Below are 20,638 nucleotides of genomic sequence, written 5' to 3' on the forward strand. Positions count from 1 at the left end.
AATAAATTATTATTTAAGGTGAAAAAATGAAACTCGAAGAATTATTAGCGCCATGTCCAAAATGTGGTTCAAAAGATAAAATAGCTCACAGAAAAATGTTAGATAATCATAGAGCTCATGCAGAAATGGATACAGTAAAATGTGAGGAATGTGGTTATATTTTCTTCGTAAATGAAAACATGGACGAAGATGAGAAAAAACAATTATTAAATGAATTAAACAAAATATATGGTTAAAATGACATTTCATGTAATGATTATTCCTACTTTAAATTGTCCATCTAACTGTAAATATTGTTGGGGTTCTGAAAATAAAAAAGAAATGATGGATATTGAAATTATTGACCAGATTATAACTTGGTTAGATGATTTCAGGGATGATAAAGTTCATTTCACTTTCCATGGTGGTGAACCTCTTCTTGCAGGATATGACTTTTATAAGGAAGCTTTAGAAAAATTATCTGCATTACCTAATTTAGATGGTTTCTCCCTTCAAAGTAATATTTGGTTATTGACTGATGAGCTTATAGATTTATTTATTGAGTATAATGTTGTTGTAAGTACAAGTATTGATGGACCAAAAGAAATCAATGATTATCAAAGAGGCGAAGGTTATTTTGATAAAACAATGGCTAGATATGAAGTTGCTAAAAGTAAAGGTTTGTTAATTAATTTTGTTTTAACTGTAACAGATTATTCAAAGGATTTTTCAGATGAATTATATGATTTCTTTAAAAATGAAAAAATGAATCTTAAAATCCATGCATCTCTTCCATCATTGCGTGGGGATAATGCAGACCCATGGGCACTTGAACAGGAAGAGCATGGAAAACTCCTAGTTGATTGGTTAGACAAATACCTTTATGACTTGGATAAATTTTCTATTATGGATTTGGATCATATTTGTAAAAGTTCATTTAGAAGAAGAGGAACCCTCTGTACTTTTGCAGATTGTATCGGAACCACACTTGCTGTGGGTTTTGATGGTTCAATTTATCCATGTTATAGATTTGTTGGAATGCCAGATTATGTTTTAGGTAATGTCAAAGATAACCCAAGTTTCGATGAGTTAAAGGCATCTAATGCATGGGCAAAACTTCAAGAATTCAGAGATTATGTTGATGAGAACTGTAAGGAATGTAAACATGTTAAATACTGTGAAGGGGGATGTCCTTATAATGCTATTGTTGCATATCAAACACATAAAGCAGTCGACCCACAGTGCACAGCATATAAAATGATATTTGATGAAGTTTCAAAAAGAATGAATAAAGAATTTGCTCGTTCTGCTTTTGGTTTAGGTGATTCTAAAGTTAGAGCAGTGGGTGAATCATTTAGTATAATGGATTTAGCTATGAAACGCTAGTCTTTTTTTATTTTTTTTACTAAGTATTTTTTTTTAAAGTAATGTTATTTTTCTTGAGAAAAATAATTTGATTGATAAAATTAGTATACTAGGGAGTTTATGGGAATTATCTTTATAAACCTTTTTTTAACCATCATGATAAATCATTAATATTTATAAAGTATAGTAACATAAATTAAAATATTGATAATATTTGATGAGGGGTACACATGTTAACATCTGTTCAAAAAGAAATTTTACAAACTTTAATAAATTTATATCAATCAGCTAATGGTAAATCCATTAAGGGAGAAGATATCGCTGAGGTTATGGGAAGAAATCCCGGAACAATTCGTAACCAAATGCAATCATTAAGAAGTTTAGGTTTAGTTAAAGGTGTACCTGGTCCTAGAGGAGGATATAAGCCAACCATCGAAGCTTACCATTCTTTAAATATTACTGTTTCAGATAAAGATTCTAAAGTACCTATTTTTAAAAATAGTGCTAAGGTTGAGGATATTTCTGTTGCAAAAATAGAATTCACTAGTGTTCCACAACCTAGTGAATGTGAAGCAGCTATTAAAGTTTTAGGAAGTATTAAAGATTTGAATTTAGGGGATGTAGTAAGTATAGGACCAACTCCAGTAAACAATTTGGGAATTATCGGAACAATTGTTGGTCGTGATGATATGGATAATATTCTTTTACTCGATACAAAGAGTATTAGGAGTATCCCTAAGCAGACTGTTGGTGAAATTGCAAGTCGTGATGTAATATCTTTCAAAGTGGATTGTACTGTAAAAGAAGCTGCAAAAAAACTAGCTAAAAATGAAATTGATGGCGCTCCTGTAATGAAAGATGGAAAAGTGATTGGTGTATTCACTGTTTCAGATATTGTTAATGCAATTGCTAATGATAAGGATGATTGTACTGTTGGTGAATTAATGTCAACAAGTCTTGTTATTGTTAATGAAGATTTAAGAATAGCTAATGCGATTGAAGTAATGATTAAAAGATCAATTTCTAGATTAATTGTTGCAGATAATAATCAGGATTTACTAGGTATAGTTACAAGAACAGATATAATAAATATAATTGCTAATTTAGACCAATTCCCAATAATTACAAATTAATTTTAAGTGATTTTTAATGAAAGTTAACCAGATTAATGTAGAAAATAATATGACTGTATCTGATTTAATAGATGCTTTTGATGCATCAGGAGTTTTAGGTGCTGGTAGAGTAGCTCGTGCACGTAATATTTTAGTGGACATGATACAAGATGAGGATATGAATGTATTTATGAGCCTTGGAGGTCCTTTAATACCTGGAGGTATGAGGAATGTTGTATCTAAAATGATTAATGAAGGACATGTTAATTTAATAGTTTCAAGTGGTGCTAACTTAACACATGACCTTGTAGAAGCTTTTGGTGGGTCTCATTATCGTCATGAAGGAAAAGATGATGAGGAGTTAAACGAAGAGGGAATAGGTCGTATTGCTGATATTAATGTTGGTTCAGATGATTTTACTGTTTTTGAAACTGAAATAACAAAAATATTTGAAAAAATAGCTTCTAAAAAGAATGTTATTTCAATTCAGGAGTTATTATATGAAATTGGTCTTTTAGTTGAAGATGAAAATTCATTTATTGCATGTGCTGCAAAAAATAATGTCCCCATTTTTGCTCCTGGAATAATTGATTCAATGATTGGATTACAACTTTGGATTTTTTCTCAAGATCATGACTTTACAATTAGTGCTGCGGGAGATATGCCCTATTTATCAGATATTGTATTTAATTCAAAAAAAGTTGGTGCAATTCTTTTAGGAGGAGGTCTTACTAAACATTATACATTAGCATCTAACGTGATTACTGGCGGATTGGATTCAGCTATTCAAATCACAATGGACAGGCCCGAAGCAGGCAGTCTAGGTGGGGCTCCATTAGAAGAAGCAAAATCATGGGCAAAAGCAAAATGCGGATCTAACTTAGCTAGTGTAGTTGGGGATGTTACAGTTATTTTCCCTTTAATTTATGCATCTGCATTAGATAAAATCAATAGTGATTAGATGGAATACATTGTTTTAGCAATTTTATTTTTATTATCTGGATTTTTCATGAAATATTCAGATGATTTATTTGATAGTAAGCATGATTTAAAATTTGCGAGTATTTTCGGAGTTTTATGTGCTATTGTATCAGCTTGTGCTACAGTTTATAGTACTGAATCGGCTTATATTTTCATTGCTATTTTGTTGGGTAATTTAATAGCACTAAAAGTAGATGGAATTCATCATATTATAACATTAGTATTATTTGTTTTAATATGCTTGATATTTGGAATTCCTGAATTGAGTTATGTTATCTTGTTAATTTGTATTTTAGCAGCTCTTGGAGATGAAGTAGGACATGAATTAATCTCAAAAGTTACAGATAATAAGTTTTTAAATCTATTTTTTGAATATAGGTTTGTAATGAAAGTTGTGATTTTACTTTTAGCTATTTGTGGTGTATTCAGTATTTGGATATTCTTATGCTTCTTATCCTTTGAAATAGCTTATGAAATTGCAGGAATTATTTTTGAAAAATTAAATTAAAAAGAATATAAAAAAGATATGATAATTCTTTTTAAATTTTTATTTTATTTAATTAGAATTATTTTAAAGATTCAATTAAATTTTTACATGCATCTTTTGGATTTTCTGCTTCGTAAATACTTCTTCCGACAATAATTGCATTAGAGTATTCAAGTGTTTTTTTACCGTCGCCACCTTGTTTCCCAACACCTGGTGAAATAATGTAAGATTCAGCTCCAACAATATTTCTGATGTCTGATAAACGATCTAATCTTGTTGCTGGTGCAACATAATTTTTGATTCCCATATCCACTCCCATTTGAGCTATTGCATCAGCATTTTTTTGTAAAAACATTTTAGCACCGGGATGGGACATTTCAGTAAGTAAAAATAACTCTTTTTCATGTTTATTTGCCATATCTAAGCATGCTTGAACACTGTCTTTTCCGACAAATCCATGACAAATTATCGCATCTGCTCCAGCTTTGAAAGTTTCATCACATATTTTGGAGTTTGTTGCATCGATATCTGCTACTTTAAAATCGCATATTACTTTGAAGTTGAATTTATTTTTTAATTTATTGATGATTTCAAGACCTTCAGCTAATGCTAATGGATAACCAATTTTTATGGTATCGATGTATTCTTTAATTGAATCACAAATTTCAATGGCTTCGCTTTCATTCATTACATCAAGTGCTAGAATTAAGTTATTTTTAATGTTCATATTATCAGTTTCCTTTTTTGTTGTTTGATTAGAATAAATCTTTTTAATAATATTTATATAGTGGTATGTATATATTAATATTATCAATAATACTTTAATTTATTTTAATTATAATTAAGTTTTTATTGATTATTTTATCAATTTGTATTGATATATTTTGGAGGAAAATTTATGCATATTATGGAAGGATATTTACCATTAACATGGTGTATTGTATGGTTTGTCATATCATTCATCATTGTTGCATTTGGTATTTATCAAATTAAAAAAATTACTGATGAAAACCCTGAATCTAAGGCATTACTTGCTGTAAGTGGTGCTTTCATGTTTATTTTATCATCGTTGAAATTACCTTCTGTTACTGGAAGTTGTTCTCATCCTTGTGGTAATGGATTAGGTGCAGCATTATTCGGTCCTGCAGTGACTTCAGTATTAGCAACAATTGTTCTTTTATTCCAAGCGATTTTACTTGCTCATGGTGGTTTAACTACTTTAGGTGCAAACATATTCTCAATGGGTATTGTTGGACCATTCGCAGCATGGATTGTATATAAATGTTTAACTAAAGTTAATATATCTTCAACTATTGCAATTTTCTTTGCAGCATTTTTAGGAGATTTATTAACTTATGTAGCTACTTCATTCCAATTAGCAATTGCTTTCCCAGCTCCTACTTTTGGTGCAGCATTAGGAAAATTCTTAGCTATTTTCGCAGTAACTCAAGTACCATTAGCTATTGGTGAAGCTATATTGACTGTAATTATTTGGGATAGATTAAAAGCTTACAAGCCAAAATTATTAACTAAACTTGGTGCTTTAAATCCTAATGGGGAATAGGTGATTATTATGAAAACATCTACATTAATTATTTTGGGAATAATTTGTATTATATTATTCATAGCACCATTAGTAATGTATAATGGTCTTGGTGAAGATGAAGGATATTTCGGTGGTTCTGATGATGCTGCAGGTGAAGCTATTGAAGAATCAGGTTTTGAACCTTGGTTTTCATCAATTTGGGAACCACCTAGTGGTGAAATAGAAAGTTTATTATTTGCTCTTCAGGCAGCTATCGGTGCTCTTATCATTGGATATGCATTTGGTTACTGGAGAGGGAAAGGTAAAGAAGAATAACTCTTCTTTATTATTTTTTTTAAAATATTTTAGTGGTTTTATGAAATTTGACATGGATTATATTGCACATAATAATGCTCTAACAGAAGCAAATCCTTATTTTAAGTTGTTTTTGACAATAATACTTTTAATTGTTACATTAGCATTGGATAATTTATATTTTGATGTAATTGTTTTTGTTATATTTTCTATTGTCATATTGGCCATTGCTAAAATTGATTATAAATCTTATTTGAAATTTTTATCACTTCCAATAGCTTTTCTTATTATAACCTGTATATTTTTAACATTCTTCTTTGGAAAAGGGGAGGTTATATATGAAACAGGTATATTAGGTATTGTAGTAACTACTGACTCCTTGCACTATGGTGTCTACACATTTATGAGAGTATTAGGATGTCTTCCTTGTTTAGGATTTTTAGCTCTTACAACACCAATTGCAAATATTTTAAATTGTTTAAGAACTCTAAGAGTTCCTAAAATTTTAATAGAAATAGCACTTTTAATGTATAATACAATTTTCATATTTTTAAATGAAATTGATACAATGCAAAAGGCACAAGAGACTAGACTTGGATATCATTCTTATCTTTCTTCAATTAAGTCTTTAGGTGCTCTTGTGAGTATAATATTTTTAAGATCTCTTGATAAAAGTGAAACTCTACAACATTCTCTAGATTCAAGAGGTTATTCTGGTGAACTTCCAGTTTACGAGCCAAGAAAAAGAGATGATTAAATGTTAGAAATAAAAAATATCAAATATTCTTATAGTACAAATTACCAAGCACTTAAAGGAGTAAGTTTAAAAGTTAAAAAAGGAGAAATTGTAGCTATTTTAGGTAAAAACGGTGCAGGTAAGTCTACTTTATTTCTTCATTTAAATGGAATCTACAAGCCAGATGAGGGACAAGTAATAATTGATGGTGAAGAATTAAAATACGATAAAAAATCTTTGCTTAAATTTAGACAAAAAGTTGGTATTGTATTTCAAAATCCTGATGATCAAATATTTGCTCCGACAGTTGAGGAGGATGTTGCATTCGGACCTCTTAATCTAGGATTGCCTATGGAGGAGGTTCAAGATAGAGTCGAAGAGGCATTAGTTCGTGTTGGAATGTCAGGATATGAAAAAATAGCTCCTCATCATTTAAGTGGTGGACAAAAGAAAAGAGTGGCTATTGCTGGAATTCTTGCAATGAAACCTGAAATAATGGTTTTAGATGAACCTACTTCTGGTCTTGATCCTCAAGGGGTTGTTGGTTTGTCTAAATTATTAAAAGAGCTTAATGATGAAGGAATCACCATCATAATTTCTACACATGATGTGGATTTAGTTCCAAATTATGCTCAACGATTGTTTGTTTTGGATGATGGTTTATTGATTGGGGAAGGCACTCCTAAAGAGATTTTTGCAAAGCCAGAAATTTTAGAACAGGCAAATTTAAAGGTTCCAATTGTTACTGAGATATTCCAAAAACTCGAAAAGGAAGGTTTTGATATGGAGGGGGATTATCCACTTACAGTTGATGAAGCTAAGGATAAGTTTTTGAAATTACTATCTAAAAACTAATTTTTTTAAAATCTTAATTTTTCATAATTTTAATTTTAAATTACTTAAACATTTATATTAATAAAAACATATCTTTTTTTAAGGTGAATTTACATGAGAATTGGAATTTGTGATACAACTTTTGCTCGTTTTGATATGGCTGGAGCAGCTATTGATGAGCTTAAAAAGAATGCTTATGATTTAAAAATAATTCGTCAAACAGTTCCTGGGGTAAAAGACTTACCAGTTACTGCTAAAATTCTCATTGAGGAAGAAAACTGTGATATTGTAATGGCACTTGGTATGCCGGGTCCAATGCAAAAAGATAAAATGTGTGCTCATGAAGCATCAACTGGTCTTATTAATGCACAGCTCATGACAAATAAACATATTTTGGAGGTATTTGTACATGAGGATGAAGAGGAAGATCCTATTGAACTTGCTAAACTTGCAGAAAACAGAGCACGTGAACATGCACAAAATTTAATTAAAATGATGTATCACAGAAAAGCAATGAGAAAAGAAGCCGGAATGGGAATGCGTGAAGGAAAAGAAGATGCTGGACCATTATAAGAAGGTGTAAAATGGGATTTGAAGTTAGAGAAGAAGACAAAAAAAATACTTATGTTATTCTTCCTGCGTATAATGAATCTACAAGAATCCAACCTGTAATTGAAAAGATTGCAGAAAAAGGATATAATATGGTCATTGTCAATGATGGTTCATCGGATAATACTTTAGATGTAATCAAAGATTCCCAAAGGAAATATCCGGACAAGATTTTTATTTATTCTCATATGATTAATCGTGGTGTTGGAGTAGCTATGCAAACAGGTTTTGATGCTGTTTTAAGATATAATCCAAAATATATTGTTAATATGGATTCTGATGGTCAACATGATGTTGATGATTTAGAAAGTGTGTTGGAACCATTAATAGCTGGTAGAGCTCAAGCAGTAATAGGGGTTAGACCTTTAAAAGACATGCCTTTGACTAGGAATATAGCTAATAAGATAATGAATTTTCTTACAAGAATATTTTACAAGGTTGATGTGAGTGATTCGCAAACTGGATTTAGAGCTATAACAATTGATGCTTTAAGGAAAATAGAAATTAATTCTAGGGGATATCTCATATCTTCTGAGTTCATACGTGAAGTTAATGATAATAACATTCCATTTGAGGAAGTTGAGATAAAAACAATTTATACTCCTGAAACTCAAGCTAAAGGAACTAATGCCAGTGCTGCATTTAAAATTTTATTTCAAATGATTAAACATCAGTTTAGGTGATTAAATGTTATTTTATTCAATTATAGTTCCAATAATATCTTTAATTGCATTTATTTGGATTTTATTTAGATATTTGAACGAAAAAGATTCTTTAATCTCAGTTATTTTATGGTCCATATTGCTGATTATTGTCAGTATATTTTCAGTTTTTCCTGATGCCAGTACTACATTTGCTAAATTGTTTGGTATAACTCGTGGGTTAGATTTTATAATTATAATTGTATTTGCAATTTTAGTATACACAATTTTTAAATTATATTCTAAAATCGATAAATTAGAAGATAACATGAATAAAATAGTTAAAGAGGTAGCTTTAAGTAATGAAATATCTCTTAAAGATAAAGAGGAATGAAACATGTTATATTTTAGAGGATGTACTGCACGAGAGAAATTAACAGATATTCAATTAGCAACTGAAAAATTATTAAGATTAGCAGATGTTGATTATCATATTTTAGATGATGAAAAATGTTGCGGATCAGTATTACTTAGAACAGGTTTTCTAAAAGAGGCTCAAGAACAAATTAAAAAGAACACTGAAATTTTTAAAGGGGAAACTATTATTACTTCATGTGCAGGGTGTTATAAAACATTAACAGAGGATTATGATGGTTTAAATGTAATTCACATTTCTCAATTACTTGATGAACTAATTAGAGAAGGCAAATTGGATTTATCAGAAATAGAGTTTGATGTTACTTATCATGATCCTTGTCATCTAGGACGTCACTGTGGTGTTTTTGATGAGCCTAGAAGTGTGATTAAATCTGTTGCTAATCTTGTTGAGATGAAAAATATTCGTGAAAATAGTTTGTGTTGTGGTGCTGGTGGTGGTGTAAAATCAGCTTATCCAGAAATTGCAAACCAAATTTCAAAATTAAGAATTGCACAAGCAGTGGAAACTGGTTGTAAAACATTAGTTACTTCATGTCCTTTTTGTAAACTTAATTTAAAAAATGATGATATAGAAGTATTGGATTTAACTGAGTTTTTAGTATCATATGGTGGTTTAAATGAAGAATAGTGAACTTGAAACAATGAGAAAATCATTTAACACTGTTAAAAATAGATCAAACACTCTTAAAGATTCACCATCTACCAAAAGATTAATATCAAGAGTTTGTGAAATCAAAAAATATTCAATTGAAAATAATGGTGAATTACTTAATCAGGTTTGCGAATCATTTAAACGTAATGGTATTGATTTTAAGATTGTTGAAACTGCAGATGATGCTTTAAAAATAATTGATGATTTGCTTGTGGAATATGAGTGTAATACAATTGCAAAAAGTAAATCTAATACATTAGGTGAAATTAATCTTAAAGACCATTTGTCTAATAAAAATATTGATGTTGTTGAAACAGATCTTGGAGATAGAATTTTACAGCTTAAAAAAATGGATAATAAACCTGTTCATCCAACTGGGCCTGCTTCACATTTAAATGTTGAAAATATTGCTGGAATCGTAAACGAGTCTTTAAAGGTTAATGTCAATCCTGTTCCAAAAGAAATTATGGAAACTGTAAGGCATGATGTACTAAAACGTTTAGAAAATGCAAATGTAGGTATAAGTGGAGCTAATGCAATAGCATCAGAAGAAGGTTCACTTGTAATGGTACATAATGAGGGTAATATTTCAATAGTTTCACTAAAAGATTTGCATATAATCGTAGCTGGAATTGATAAAATTGTACCTACATTGGAAGAAGCAATTTCAGTTGTAAAACTTGAAACTATTTTTGCTACTGGAAACTATGTAACATCATATATGAATGTAATTTCAGGACCATCAAAAACAGCGGATATTGAGAAAAAACTCTTAAAAAAAATGTATGGTGCTGAGAAAGTCATTGTAATATTGCTTGATAATGGAAGAAGTAATGCAGTACCAGAATGCCTTTATTGTATTGGATGTGGAAACTGTGTTGTTCATTGTCCAGTATATAATGCAGTTGGGAACGAATTTGGATTTAATAATTATTTAGGTGGTCGTGGTGTTGCTATGTCAAAATTCATTGAAGATGATGAGACCTGCTATGATTCTGGATTGTATATGTGTACTTTATGTGGATTATGCACCTTAAACTGTCCGGTTAGTATTCCAACTAATGAAATCATTGAAAATATGAGAAAATTATCAACTGATGTTGGTTTTTATCCGAAAGCTCATGGAACTATTAAAGATAATGTTTCTCACAAGGATTCTCCATATTAATTTTTAAGAATATCTTTTTTTATTATATTTTTTGAAAAAACAATAATATTATATGTAATAAGATAGTAATAGTAATATATTATAATATAATATTGGAGGAAATGTATGCTTCTATTAATAAGTCCTATAAATCGTGAAGAAGCTCTTGAATCTATTAAAGGTGGAGCAGATATTGTTGATGTAAAAAATCCTAAAGAGGGTTCTTTAGGTGCTAATTTTCCTTGGGTAATTAAGGAAATTAGGGAGTTAACTCCTGAAGATAAGCTTGTAAGTGCTACTTTGGGTGATGTACCTTATAAACCAGGTACCGTTTCTCTTGCAGCAATGGGTGCTCATGTTTCTGGAGCAGATTATATTAAAGTAGGATTATACGGAACAAAAAACCATGATGAAGCTGTTGAAGTCATGGAAAATGTTGTTAAAACTGTAAAAGAAATAAGTGAAGAAACTATTATTGTAGCAGCAGGATATGCAGATGCTCACCGTGTGGGTGCAGTTGGTCCTATGGAAATTCCAAAAGTCGCAAAAGATGCAGGTTGTGACCTTGCAATGTTAGATACTGCTGTTAAAGACGGTCATACTTTATTTGATTATTTAGATTTAGATCAATTAAAAGAATTTGTTGAAGAAGCTCATGGATATGGTTTATTAACTGCACTTGCAGGTTCTGTTAAAAAAGACCAATTAAAACCATTAAATGATATTGGTTGTGATGTTGTTGGTATTAGGGGAGCTGCTTGTGTAGGTGGTGATAGAAACACTGGTAAAATACACCATACTGCAGTTGCTGAGCTTAAAGAAATATGTAACTCATTTTAAGTAGGTGTTACTAATGTCATTTTCTAAAAAAGTTCAAGAAGCAAGGATGTCTTATACTTTTGATGATTTTCTTTTAACTCCTAATGCAAGTTATGTTGAACCAAAAGATATTGATACTAAAATTGAATTAGGAAAAGGAATTAAATTAAATATTCCAGTTTTAAGTGCTGCTATGGATACTGTAACTGAAGCAGATCTTGCAATTGCTATGGCACAAGAAGGTGGAGTAGGTGTAATTCATAGGAATATCACACAAGAAAGACAAATTGAAGAAGTTAAAAAAGTTAAAAATGCTGAAGATTTGACAATTCGTGATGTTATTACAATAAATCCTAGTTCTACTATTGCAAATGTTCAAGCTAAAATGCAAGATGAATTAATTAGTGGTCTTCCAGTTGTTGATGGTGATAAAATTATTGGTATTATCTCCAAAAGAGATATTAGGCCAGTTTTAAAGTCAGATCCTAATAAAACTGTAAAAGATATTATGACTTCCGATGTTGTAACTGTAGAAGAAGGAGTTTCAGCTGAAGAAGCATTAAATGTTGCTTATGAGAATAAAATTGAAAGACTTCCTGTTGTTCGTGATGATAAATTAGTAGGAATTCTCACTATTAAGGATATTTTAAATCAAGCACAATATCCAAATGCTGCTCGTGATAAAAATGGTAACTTTTTAGTTGCTGCAGCTTGTGGACCATTTGATTTAGATAGAGCAATGGCACTTGACCAAGCAGGTGCGGATATTATTTCCATTGACTGTGCTCATGCTCACAATATGAATGTTGTTAAATTCACTGAGACTATTAAAGATAATATTGATGCAGAATTATGTGTTGGTAATATCGCAACTGCTGAAGCAGCAGAAGACTTAATATCCATGGGTGTAGATGCACTTAAAGTTGGTATAGGTCCTGGTTCAATGTGTACTACTCGTATTGTAGCTGGTGTTGGTGTACCACAATTAACAGCTATTTCTGATGTCGCTGATGCAGCAGAAGGTAGTGGTATTCCTGTTATTGCAGATGGTGGTATTAGATACTCAGGTGATGTTGCTAAAGCTATTGGTGCTGGTGCAGATGCAGTAATGCTCGGTAATTTACTTGCAGCTTCTCTTGAAGCTCCAGGAGATATTGTTGTTATGAATGGAAAACAATATAAAAAATACCGTGGTATGGGATCAATGGGTGCAATGACTAGTGAGTATGATGGTGGAGCAGATAGATACTTCCAAGGTCAAAAAAGTAAAATGAACCACACAAAATATGTTCCTGAGGGAATTGAAGGTGCAGTACCTTACAAAGGAACTGTTGCAGAAATTTTATTCCAATTAATTGGTGGATTAAAATCATCTATGGGATACTGTGGTGCTAAAGATATTGCAGCTATGCAAGAAAAAGCTAACTTTGTTAGAATTACCAGTAGTGGTATTAAAGAATCCCACCCTCATGATTTGTTAATCACTAATGAGAGCCCTAATTATCCAACTCTTGACTAGTTGGATATTAATTTATTTTTTTTTTGATGAGATAAGCATATGATATAAAAGATTTATGGGAAATAGTTTTTTCTCATCAAAATTTTCATATTTTCATATGAAATCGTGTTTTTTTTCTTAAAATCCCTTCTTTTAAGAAAACCTTTAAATATTAGTTAGTATAATATTATCATATTAGATAATTTTATGTTTATTTGACATAATTAATGTAAATTAAAAATTTACATATTTTATTAAATTTTATTATTAACGGAGAGAATATAAATGGCAAGAACTAAAAAAGTTGGTATTACAGGAAGGTTCGGTGCAAGATACGGAAGAAAAGCTAAAAGATCTGTAAAGATTATTGAAGAAAACATGAAAAAAAATCATGTTTGTCCTAAATGTGCTAGACCTTACGTTAAAAGACAAGCTGCTGGAATTTGGAAATGCAGAAAATGTGGTGCAGTATTCACTGGAGGAGCTTACATTCCACAAACTCCTATGGCAAAATCTGCAGCACGTAGTATTAGGGATATTAAAGTGGAGGAATAGGCCTTGTATAGGTGTCCAAGTTGTGGAGCAGAAGTAGATCATAAAAGTTACATGGAAAATAAATGTCCTAAATGTAGATATAGGATTTTATTTAAAAATGTGCCTGAGACTACTAGAATAATTAAAGCAAGATAATTCATCTGCTTTCACTAAATTTATTACTATTTTTGATTTAAAATGTTAATTTCAACTTCTAGAAAACCTTCTCAAAAAACTAGAAAGTTTTGTAAGAACTTAGCTCATGCTACTGGTTCAACTTCTGTTAACAGAGGTAAAATGAATATGCGTGAGTTATTAATTAAGGCATTAGAAGTTGAAGAATATAATTTAGCCATTGTAAATGAAATTAAAGGCAATCCAAGTAGAATTTCATTTTACTCTAATAAAGGTGAGTTATTATTAACACTAATTATTGGAGCATCTGAAGAAAAAGAAAAAATGAATATTGCTCCTTCTCAATTGAAAATAGTTTCTAAAGTAAAAGAACTCAATATTTTAAGTGAAATATTAGATATGGAGTTAGTAGATAATGCTGAAAGTAATTATGTGCTAATTTCTGAAAGTGAGAATTCATTAGCTAATATTAACTTCGTCAATAAATTTGGTAATATAAATAACTTTAAAATTACTGTTAAAAAGATTTTAGAGGTTTCAAATGATTGATGAAAGTCCTCTTGAGAGGGTCAAAAGTAATATAGTTATTGAACTTGAAGATAATACTCAAGCCAAAATTATTTATGATTCTATTATTTTAGAATTTAGTACAGCTCCTGATTTTAGATCATCTATGACTATTAATTTAGATGAGTCTAATATTATAATTAACATAGATGCTGAAGATTCCACATCATTTAGAGCTTCTGTTAATTCAGCTATCAAGTGGATTAAATTAGCTTTAGAAATAAATAATTTAACAAATTAATTTTTATTCAATAATTAAGGTGATAATATGGAGATTCCTGAAAACATTCAAGAACAATTAAATCAATTTCAACAATTACAACAACAAGCTCAAGCTATAAGCATGCAAGTTCAAAATGTTGAAATTCAAATTCAAGAAACTGAAAAAGCTTTAGAAGAACTTAAAAAAACTGATGAATCTGCTGAAGTATTCAAACAAGCTGGTACTTTACTCATCAAAGTTGAATATGCAGATGCATTATCTGACATGGAAGAAAAATTAGAAACTTTAAATTTAAGAAAACAAACCATGTCACGTCAAGAAGAAAGAGTTATGAAAAAACTTGAAGACATGCAATCTTCTATTCAATCAGTTATGCAAGGTATGGGCCAATAGGCTTACTACTTTTTTCTTTTTTTATGATTTTCATGTCAAAATTAAAAATATTATCCCAGGATGATTTATCCACTATTTCTGATAAATTTGGAGAAATCCTTGAAAAGGAAGTTTCAAAATCAGTTTCCATGAAGGAATTGGAAGATTTGGATTTAGATATTGTTCTTAACTATGAAAATGAACAATTAGACGTCAATGTAGATGTTGGACTTTTATTTGATGAACTTTCTGAAATTACTCAAGATCAGGTCATGCAAGCTATTGATGAAGCTTATTTAGAGTTTGATTCATATATTGATAATAATTTTAGGGTTTAATTATTTTTTTTAAATTTTGATGTATTACTTTTAATATATTTCTTATGATAATAAGTAATACTTATTTATAAAAAAGTATTTATAGGATTAAAGTTAAGTATTATATAAAGTTTGGAGTAATTTTCATTTGTCATATAAAATAATAAACACAATTTCTATCTTTCTTTTCCATCTTAATGCTTCAAACTTTTTTTTTAAAAAATTGGATTTATCAACTTTATTTTAGAATTTTTTATTAATTTTAGCATCTCTAAAATTCGCTGTTTTATTTATTTTATGTTTTTATTAATTATTGTTAATATTATTTTAAGTTTTATAGATGGACATTTAATTTTTTTGTTTTTTTATTAAAAATTATTTATTCAAGTACACTTTATTTTTTTTAAATTATGGTAATGTTTATATAGTATGTATGTCAATTAATTAATAGAGAGTTATATTGGAATTATCTCTAATTGATCATTATTGGGTGCTCTGGATGAGGTTAAAAAACATTTTACTCATCCATCCCTTCATATTTTAATACTAGTTTTATATAATTATTAATTATGATTAAAAAAATTCCAGTTATAGATTTAAAACAGCATCAGGCAGTAAGTGGTAAATCTGGAATGAGAGATACCTACCAACCATTAAGGACAATTTTTGCTAATTCAGCTAGTCCAGTTGAAATTGCTCAAGGATTAAAATTAAATGGTGCTGATGAAATGTATATTGCTGATTTGGATTTAATTGAGTCAGTAGGTCATAATATTAATGATATTAAAATGGTCAATACGATTTTGCCAGTAATATTTGATGGTGGGGTTAAAAATTGTGAAGGATTTGAATTTTTCCTTGATTATGCCTATAAAATTATTATTCCGAGTGAAACAATTGAAAGTATTGACGAGATGAGAAAAATCTTTGATAAGTATCCTAAAGAGAGGATTGTAGTTAGTGTTGATGTTAAAAATGAGGAATTGTTTGCAAAACATTTGGATTTAAACTTATCTGAATTCAAAGAGATTTTAAAAGAACTTGATCCTAATGATATTATTCTTTTAGATATATCTGGTGTTGGCACTGAAAAGGGATATAATGAAAAATTACTTGAAGAATTCGGAGATTTAAAAGAAAAATTGATTATTGCTGGTGGGTTAAACAAAGACTCTTTGGTTGAATTAGAGTCATTAGGTATAAAAAAAGTGTTAATAGGAACTAGCCTACACTCTGGTGATGTTAAACTTTTAGATTAATACACTTAAAATTATATAAGGGAAAACACAAGCCATAATAAATAAAATAACTCCTAATGCTAATTTACTATTGCTTTTTTCTAAAGATCCAGAAATAATCATTACTATTCCAAAAAATCCAAAGATTACTGGAAGAATATGAGAAAATATTGTTGTTCCAACTATTGCCATTTTAAATCACTATTATAATTTACATTTTTTAAATTATATAAATATAACTTAATTTGATAGTAATAAGTTTTTTATTATTGTAAGTTTATATAGTATATTTATGAGAATTGATACACATCATCACCACAAGAAAGCAGGTGAAAATTTAGCATTTGTCTTTTTTATGAATTTAACTTTTAATATAATTGTTATTGCAGGAGGACTTGTGACAAATAGTATGGCAATTCTTGCTGATTGTATCCATGATATGTCGGATACTATTTCAATTGCTTTTGCATGGTTTTTAGAGCATGTTGCTCAAAAAGACTCAACTGATAACTATTCTTATGGTTATCAAAGATTTTCAATTCTTGGTGCAGTGATAATATCTGTTTTTGTTATTATTATGGCATTATTGATTCTTCAGGAAGCTATTCCTAGATTATTTGCTCCTGAAAGTGTTGATGCTAGTGGAATGCTTTTAATAGCTATTATTGGATTGGTATTTAAATCAGTTTCAGTTTATCGTTTGCATGATGGTGAAACATTTAATGAAAAAGCAATTTTATTGCATCAACTAGGTGATGTATTCGAGTGGATTGCTATTTTAATATTAAGTTTGGTTTTAATGTTTTGGGATGGTGCTCCTTATTTAGATCCTTTTGTATCAATAGGTATTGCTTTATGGCTGCTATTTAATCTTGGAAGGAATTTATACAAATCTTTGGAGGTCCTGCTTCAAAAAACTCCTGATCATTTTGATGTTAAAGAATTCAAGGAAAGTGTTTTAAATATTCCGGGCATAGAATCATTCGATGATTTTCATGTTTGGTCACTTGATGGAATTGATTCTGTGTTAACACTAAAAGTTTCTATCGATGATTGGAATAATCAAGAAAAAATTAAACAGGATATTTACAGTATTGCATCTGAGTATCATATTGTTGATATTACTATTGAATTTGATTAATTATGTATAATCAGTTCATATTTATTCATTAATTTTATAGTACACTTTTGTGCTGTGGTTATATTCATATTATAATGATATTATATTGTTTTAATGGAATTGCTTATTTTATAGGGGTTTTGGAAGTAAAATTTATTAAAGATAATAATCATAATATAACACGTATAATATTTAGATAATGGAGAATAGTACATGGTAGAAAAAGGAACTGATATATTAAAAGAAGGCTTTGCTAAAATGACAAAAGGTGGAGTTATTATGGATGTAGTAAATGCTGAACAAGCAGCAATTGCAGAAGATGCAGGTGCTGTAGCAGTAATGGCTCTTGAAAAAGTACCTGCAGATATTCGTGCTGCTGGAGGAGTGGCTAGAATGGCTGATCCAACAATTGTCGAAGAGGTTGTTGATGCAGTATCTATTCCTGTCATGGCAAAAGCTAGAATTGGTCATATTGCAGAAGCACAAATTTTAGAAACTCTTGGTGTGGATATGATTGATGAAAGTGAAGTACTCACTCCTGCTGATGAAGAATATCATATTAATAAAAAAGAATTTACCATTCCTTTTGTATGTGGTGCACGTAACTTAGGTGAAGCATTAAGAAGAATTGATGAAGGTGCAGCTATGATTCGTACTAAAGGTGAACCAGGTACAGGAAATATTGTGGAAGCTGTACGTCACATGAGAATGGTTATGGGTGAAATTAGAACTGTTCAAGGAATGGAAGAAGAGGAAATCTGGAAATATGCAAGAAAAATTGAAGCACCAATTGACCTTGTCAAAAAAACAGCAGAACTTGGAAAATTGCCTGTTGTAAACTTTGCAGCTGGTGGTATTGCAACTCCTGCAGATGCATCCTTAATGATGCAATTAGGTTCAGATGGTATCTTTGTTGGTTCTGGAATCTTCAAGTCAAATAATCCAGAAGCATTTGCAAAGGCTATTGTAGAAGCAACAGCAAACTATGATAATCCTGAAGTATTGGCTGAAGTATCCAAAGGATTAGGTCAAGCTATGAAAGGTATTGAAATGTCAACTTTAAATGAAGCTGACAGAATGCAGGATAGGGGAATTTAAATCCCTTATATTTTTTAATATGACTTTAGTTATTATTGGTCCGGTAACACAGGACTTGGTTGTTATAGGTGGAAAAAGCACATATAAAGTTGGTGGAGCTACTTATTTCCAATCTTTTGTTTTTGAAAAATTTTATAATGATTATCTAGCTATTGTAAACTGTTGTGATGAAAGTATAGCTGATGAATTTCCTTCAAGGGATAAAGTTAAGGTAATTTTAAAAGATGATACTCACTTTTTCATAAATAGTTATCCGAATGAGGATAATAAGGATTACAGGGATCAATTAAGTAATTTTGTTCAAATACCTATACTTAAAAATGATTTAGAGGAAATTTTACCTGAAAATATTGATGGGTTTGTTATTAATCCTCTTAACAGATATGACTTTCCAACTGAGACAATGGATTATTTAAAAAGTTTCAATGTTCCGATTTTCATATCAGTTCAAGGATTTTTACGAATTCCTGATGTTGAAGTAAATGGAAATTACACTATTAAATTAGATACTTTTGATAACTTAACAAATGTTTTAGAAGGGGTTTCTTCAATATTTTTAGATGAATATGAAGCAAGCATAATTGGAATGGACTTTGATGTAGATGAGCTTGTTATAACTGATGGAAGTAATGGGTCTAGAATAATTTCAGATAATTATGAAACTAAAATTAATGCATTTGCTTGTGATAATATTGCGGATGCAACAGGTTGCGGAGATACTTATATGGCAGCATATATCTCTAGGAGAATAAATGGTTATTCTATTAAACATTCTGGTGAATTTGCCTCTAAAATTGCTAGTGAAAAATTAACCAAATTCGGGCATTATTAATTTTAGGTGTTGTCATGGTAAAAATAGGAATATTGAATTTGCAAGGTGCTGTAAGTGAACATTATAATATGACACGAAAGGCAGTGGAAAAAATGGGAGTTGATGTTGAAGTTGAATCTGTACGCTATGCAGAGGATGTTGAAACATGTGATGGTTTAATTATTTCAGGAGGAGAAAGCACAGTCATTGGTAAATTAATAAATCAAAGAGGAATTGATAAAGTTATTAAAGATAATGACATTGCAGTTTTTGGAACATGTGCTGGTATGGTATTACTTAGTAAAAAAACAGATTTTGATCAGCCATTAATAGGATTAATGGATATTTCAGTTAATAGAAACATATATGGCAGGCAAAAAGATTCTTTTGAAAGCCCAATATCTATTTTTGGTAAAGAATACTTGGGAGTATTTATTAGAGCTCCTGCACTTGAAAGTTATAATCATTCAAAAGAGGATATTAAAGTTTTATCTGTTTTAGATGATGAGATTATAGCTATTCAACAAGGACCACATATAGCTATTTCATTTCATCCGGAACTTACTGATGATACATTAATTCATGAGTATTTTATTAGTGAAGTAATGAACAGAGTTTAAATAGTTAATATTTTAATTTTGTAGAGTGTTATCTATTGCTTCATCAGCTAATTTATTTTTTTCTTTAAGAGTATTAGTCAAAAATAAGAATTATTTTTTTAATAAATTTAATTGTATACTTGCATTTTATAATTAAAATATCATTTTAATAGAACTTCAAATCTACTTTTAAATGCATTATATTTTTCCTTACAAATTTTTAATTTTTTATGACAATTTTTAAAACTACAGTTTTTAATAGTATTACCTAGGAATAAAATAAGATATAATTATTAAAGTGAAGACAATGAGGTGTGTGTTAGATGAAAGAAAAAATTACTATTATTTGTCCTTTATATAATGCTAGTAAATACATCTTAAATTTAAATAAAAATTTAAAAAAACAAAAAAATGTAAATATAGTAGAAATAAAATATATGCTTACGGAAAGTAATGATGATACAGAAAAAATTTTAAAAGAAAATA

Annotated in this window: 29 protein-coding genes; 27 read left to right on the forward strand and 2 right to left on the reverse strand. The window is 29.7% G+C overall.

From position 1 onward, the window contains the following. Positions 1 to 26: 26 nt before the first annotated feature. From ACR0P1_RS02675 to ACR0P1_RS02695, 5 genes are all read left to right on the forward strand, one after another. The gene (locus tag ACR0P1_RS02675) at positions 27 to 236 is read left to right on the forward strand and encodes a TIGR04165 family Cys-rich peptide (protein ID WP_432644863.1); all 210 of its coding nucleotides are present in this window, start codon (positions 27 to 29) and stop codon (positions 234 to 236) included. Position 237: 1 nt separating this feature from the next. Next, the gene (locus ACR0P1_RS02680) at positions 238 to 1,365 is read left to right on the forward strand and encodes a TIGR04083 family peptide-modifying radical SAM enzyme (protein ID WP_432644891.1); all 1,128 of its coding nucleotides are present in this window, start codon (positions 238 to 240) and stop codon (positions 1,363 to 1,365) included. 209 nt (positions 1,366 to 1,574) lie between these two features. Beyond that, positions 1,575 to 2,477, forward strand: coding sequence for a CBS domain-containing protein (locus ACR0P1_RS02685; protein ID WP_432644864.1), 903 nt, complete (start codon positions 1,575 to 1,577; stop codon positions 2,475 to 2,477). Positions 2,478 to 2,493: 16 nt separating this feature from the next. Beyond that, positions 2,494 to 3,417, forward strand: a complete 924-nt coding sequence (locus ACR0P1_RS02690; protein WP_432644865.1) for a deoxyhypusine synthase — start codon at positions 2,494 to 2,496, stop codon at positions 3,415 to 3,417. Further along, positions 3,418 to 3,945, forward strand: coding sequence for a hypothetical protein (locus tag ACR0P1_RS02695; RefSeq protein WP_432644866.1), 528 nt, complete (start codon positions 3,418 to 3,420; stop codon positions 3,943 to 3,945). It abuts the gene before it with no gap. 58 nt (positions 3,946 to 4,003) lie between these two features. On the opposite strand, the gene pyrF is transcribed toward ACR0P1_RS02695, so the two are convergent. Next, complete coding sequence (gene pyrF / locus ACR0P1_RS02700) at positions 4,004 to 4,651, reverse strand: orotidine-5'-phosphate decarboxylase (protein ID WP_432644867.1); 648 nt, start codon at positions 4,649 to 4,651, stop codon at positions 4,004 to 4,006. 171 nt (positions 4,652 to 4,822) lie between these two features. Between pyrF and ACR0P1_RS02705 the strand changes: the two genes are divergently transcribed. The 18 genes from ACR0P1_RS02705 to ACR0P1_RS02790 all read left to right on the forward strand — a co-directional run bounded on the left by ACR0P1_RS02705 (position 4,823) and on the right by ACR0P1_RS02790 (position 16,545). Continuing rightward, complete coding sequence (locus tag ACR0P1_RS02705) at positions 4,823 to 5,488, forward strand: energy-coupling factor ABC transporter permease (RefSeq protein WP_432644868.1); 666 nt, start codon at positions 4,823 to 4,825, stop codon at positions 5,486 to 5,488. Positions 5,489 to 5,497: 9 nt separating this feature from the next. Beyond that, on the forward strand, positions 5,498 to 5,785 hold the full coding sequence (locus tag ACR0P1_RS02710) for an energy-coupling factor ABC transporter substrate-binding protein (RefSeq protein WP_432644869.1): 288 nt from the start codon (positions 5,498 to 5,500) through the stop codon (positions 5,783 to 5,785). 40 nt (positions 5,786 to 5,825) lie between these two features. Further along, complete coding sequence (gene cbiQ, locus ACR0P1_RS02715) at positions 5,826 to 6,521, forward strand: cobalt ECF transporter T component CbiQ (protein ID WP_432644870.1); 696 nt, start codon at positions 5,826 to 5,828, stop codon at positions 6,519 to 6,521. Further along, positions 6,522 to 7,355, forward strand: coding sequence for an ATP-binding cassette domain-containing protein (locus tag ACR0P1_RS02720; protein ID WP_432644871.1), 834 nt, complete (start codon positions 6,522 to 6,524; stop codon positions 7,353 to 7,355). A 93-nt stretch (positions 7,356 to 7,448) separates the two neighbouring features. After that, complete coding sequence (gene ribC / locus ACR0P1_RS02725) at positions 7,449 to 7,907, forward strand: riboflavin synthase (RefSeq protein ID WP_432644872.1); 459 nt, start codon at positions 7,449 to 7,451, stop codon at positions 7,905 to 7,907. Between the two features lie 11 nt (positions 7,908 to 7,918). Next, positions 7,919 to 8,626, forward strand: a complete 708-nt coding sequence (locus ACR0P1_RS02730; RefSeq protein WP_432644873.1) for a glycosyltransferase family 2 protein — start codon at positions 7,919 to 7,921, stop codon at positions 8,624 to 8,626. 4 nt (positions 8,627 to 8,630) lie between these two features. Further along, positions 8,631 to 8,978, forward strand: coding sequence for a DUF2304 family protein (locus tag ACR0P1_RS02735; protein WP_432644874.1), 348 nt, complete (start codon positions 8,631 to 8,633; stop codon positions 8,976 to 8,978). A 3-nt stretch (positions 8,979 to 8,981) separates the two neighbouring features. Further along, on the forward strand, positions 8,982 to 9,650 hold the full coding sequence (locus ACR0P1_RS02740) for a (Fe-S)-binding protein (protein ID WP_432644875.1): 669 nt from the start codon (positions 8,982 to 8,984) through the stop codon (positions 9,648 to 9,650). Beyond that, positions 9,640 to 10,842, forward strand: coding sequence for an LUD domain-containing protein (locus tag ACR0P1_RS02745; RefSeq protein ID WP_432644876.1), 1,203 nt, complete (start codon positions 9,640 to 9,642; stop codon positions 10,840 to 10,842). Before ACR0P1_RS02740 ends, ACR0P1_RS02745 begins: the two co-directional genes overlap by 11 nt. A gap of 105 nt (positions 10,843 to 10,947) precedes the next feature. Then, complete coding sequence (locus tag ACR0P1_RS02750; protein WP_432644877.1) at positions 10,948 to 11,661, forward strand: (5-formylfuran-3-yl)methyl phosphate synthase; 714 nt, start codon at positions 10,948 to 10,950, stop codon at positions 11,659 to 11,661. A gap of 13 nt (positions 11,662 to 11,674) precedes the next feature. Then, complete coding sequence (gene guaB, locus ACR0P1_RS02755; RefSeq protein WP_432644878.1) at positions 11,675 to 13,159, forward strand: IMP dehydrogenase; 1,485 nt, start codon at positions 11,675 to 11,677, stop codon at positions 13,157 to 13,159. 264 nt (positions 13,160 to 13,423) lie between these two features. Then, entirely contained in the window at positions 13,424 to 13,693 is a 270-nt protein-coding gene (gene rpl37A / locus ACR0P1_RS02760; RefSeq protein ID WP_432644879.1) for a 50S ribosomal protein L37Ae, read from the forward strand. A gap of 3 nt (positions 13,694 to 13,696) precedes the next feature. After that, positions 13,697 to 13,828, forward strand: a complete 132-nt coding sequence (locus ACR0P1_RS02765) for a DNA-directed RNA polymerase subunit P (RefSeq protein ID WP_069575157.1) — start codon at positions 13,697 to 13,699, stop codon at positions 13,826 to 13,828. Between the two features lie 42 nt (positions 13,829 to 13,870). Then, positions 13,871 to 14,356 (forward strand): ribonucleotide-diphosphate reductase subunit beta, encoded by a 486-nt coding sequence (locus ACR0P1_RS02770; RefSeq protein WP_432644880.1) that lies wholly within the window; start codon positions 13,871 to 13,873, stop codon positions 14,354 to 14,356. Further along, a complete protein-coding gene (locus ACR0P1_RS02775) occupies positions 14,349 to 14,615 on the forward strand; it encodes a KEOPS complex subunit Pcc1 (protein WP_432644881.1) in 267 nt (88 codons plus the stop codon). The genes ACR0P1_RS02770 and ACR0P1_RS02775 overlap by 8 nt, the downstream gene beginning before the upstream one ends. A gap of 27 nt (positions 14,616 to 14,642) precedes the next feature. Then, positions 14,643 to 14,990, forward strand: coding sequence for a prefoldin subunit beta (locus ACR0P1_RS02780; RefSeq protein WP_432644882.1), 348 nt, complete (start codon positions 14,643 to 14,645; stop codon positions 14,988 to 14,990). A gap of 32 nt (positions 14,991 to 15,022) precedes the next feature. Continuing rightward, the gene (locus ACR0P1_RS02785; RefSeq protein WP_432644883.1) at positions 15,023 to 15,307 is read left to right on the forward strand and encodes a DUF3194 domain-containing protein; all 285 of its coding nucleotides are present in this window, start codon (positions 15,023 to 15,025) and stop codon (positions 15,305 to 15,307) included. Between the two features lie 548 nt (positions 15,308 to 15,855). Beyond that, complete coding sequence (locus ACR0P1_RS02790) at positions 15,856 to 16,545, forward strand: HisA/HisF family protein (RefSeq protein ID WP_432644884.1); 690 nt, start codon at positions 15,856 to 15,858, stop codon at positions 16,543 to 16,545. Here the strand turns inward: ACR0P1_RS02790 and ACR0P1_RS02795 are convergent. Next, positions 16,537 to 16,716, reverse strand: coding sequence for a hypothetical protein (locus ACR0P1_RS02795; protein WP_432644885.1), 180 nt, complete (start codon positions 16,714 to 16,716; stop codon positions 16,537 to 16,539). The genes ACR0P1_RS02790 and ACR0P1_RS02795 overlap by 9 nt on opposite strands. A gap of 100 nt (positions 16,717 to 16,816) precedes the next feature. Here ACR0P1_RS02795 and ACR0P1_RS02800 point away from each other — a divergent pair, with 100 nt between their 5' ends. The 4 genes from ACR0P1_RS02800 to pdxT all read left to right on the forward strand — a co-directional run bounded on the left by ACR0P1_RS02800 (position 16,817) and on the right by pdxT (position 20,173). Continuing rightward, positions 16,817 to 17,665, forward strand: coding sequence for a cation diffusion facilitator family transporter (locus tag ACR0P1_RS02800; protein ID WP_432644886.1), 849 nt, complete (start codon positions 16,817 to 16,819; stop codon positions 17,663 to 17,665). Positions 17,666 to 17,857: 192 nt separating this feature from the next. Continuing rightward, positions 17,858 to 18,742: a pyridoxal 5'-phosphate synthase lyase subunit PdxS gene (gene pdxS / locus ACR0P1_RS02805; protein WP_432644887.1), complete on the forward strand. Its 885-nt coding sequence runs from the start codon at positions 17,858 to 17,860 to the stop codon at positions 18,740 to 18,742. 19 nt (positions 18,743 to 18,761) lie between these two features. After that, positions 18,762 to 19,574, forward strand: coding sequence for a PfkB family carbohydrate kinase (locus ACR0P1_RS02810; protein ID WP_432644888.1), 813 nt, complete (start codon positions 18,762 to 18,764; stop codon positions 19,572 to 19,574). Positions 19,575 to 19,588: 14 nt separating this feature from the next. Then, positions 19,589 to 20,173 (forward strand): pyridoxal 5'-phosphate synthase glutaminase subunit PdxT, encoded by a 585-nt coding sequence (gene pdxT / locus ACR0P1_RS02815; RefSeq protein ID WP_432644889.1) that lies wholly within the window; start codon positions 19,589 to 19,591, stop codon positions 20,171 to 20,173. The last annotated feature ends 465 nt before the right edge of the window (positions 20,174 to 20,638 follow it).

Origin of the sequence: Methanobrevibacter sp. (genome assembly GCF_050872065.1) — an archaeon.
Taxonomy (GTDB): Archaea; Methanobacteriota; Methanobacteria; order Methanobacteriales; family Methanobacteriaceae; genus Methanocatella.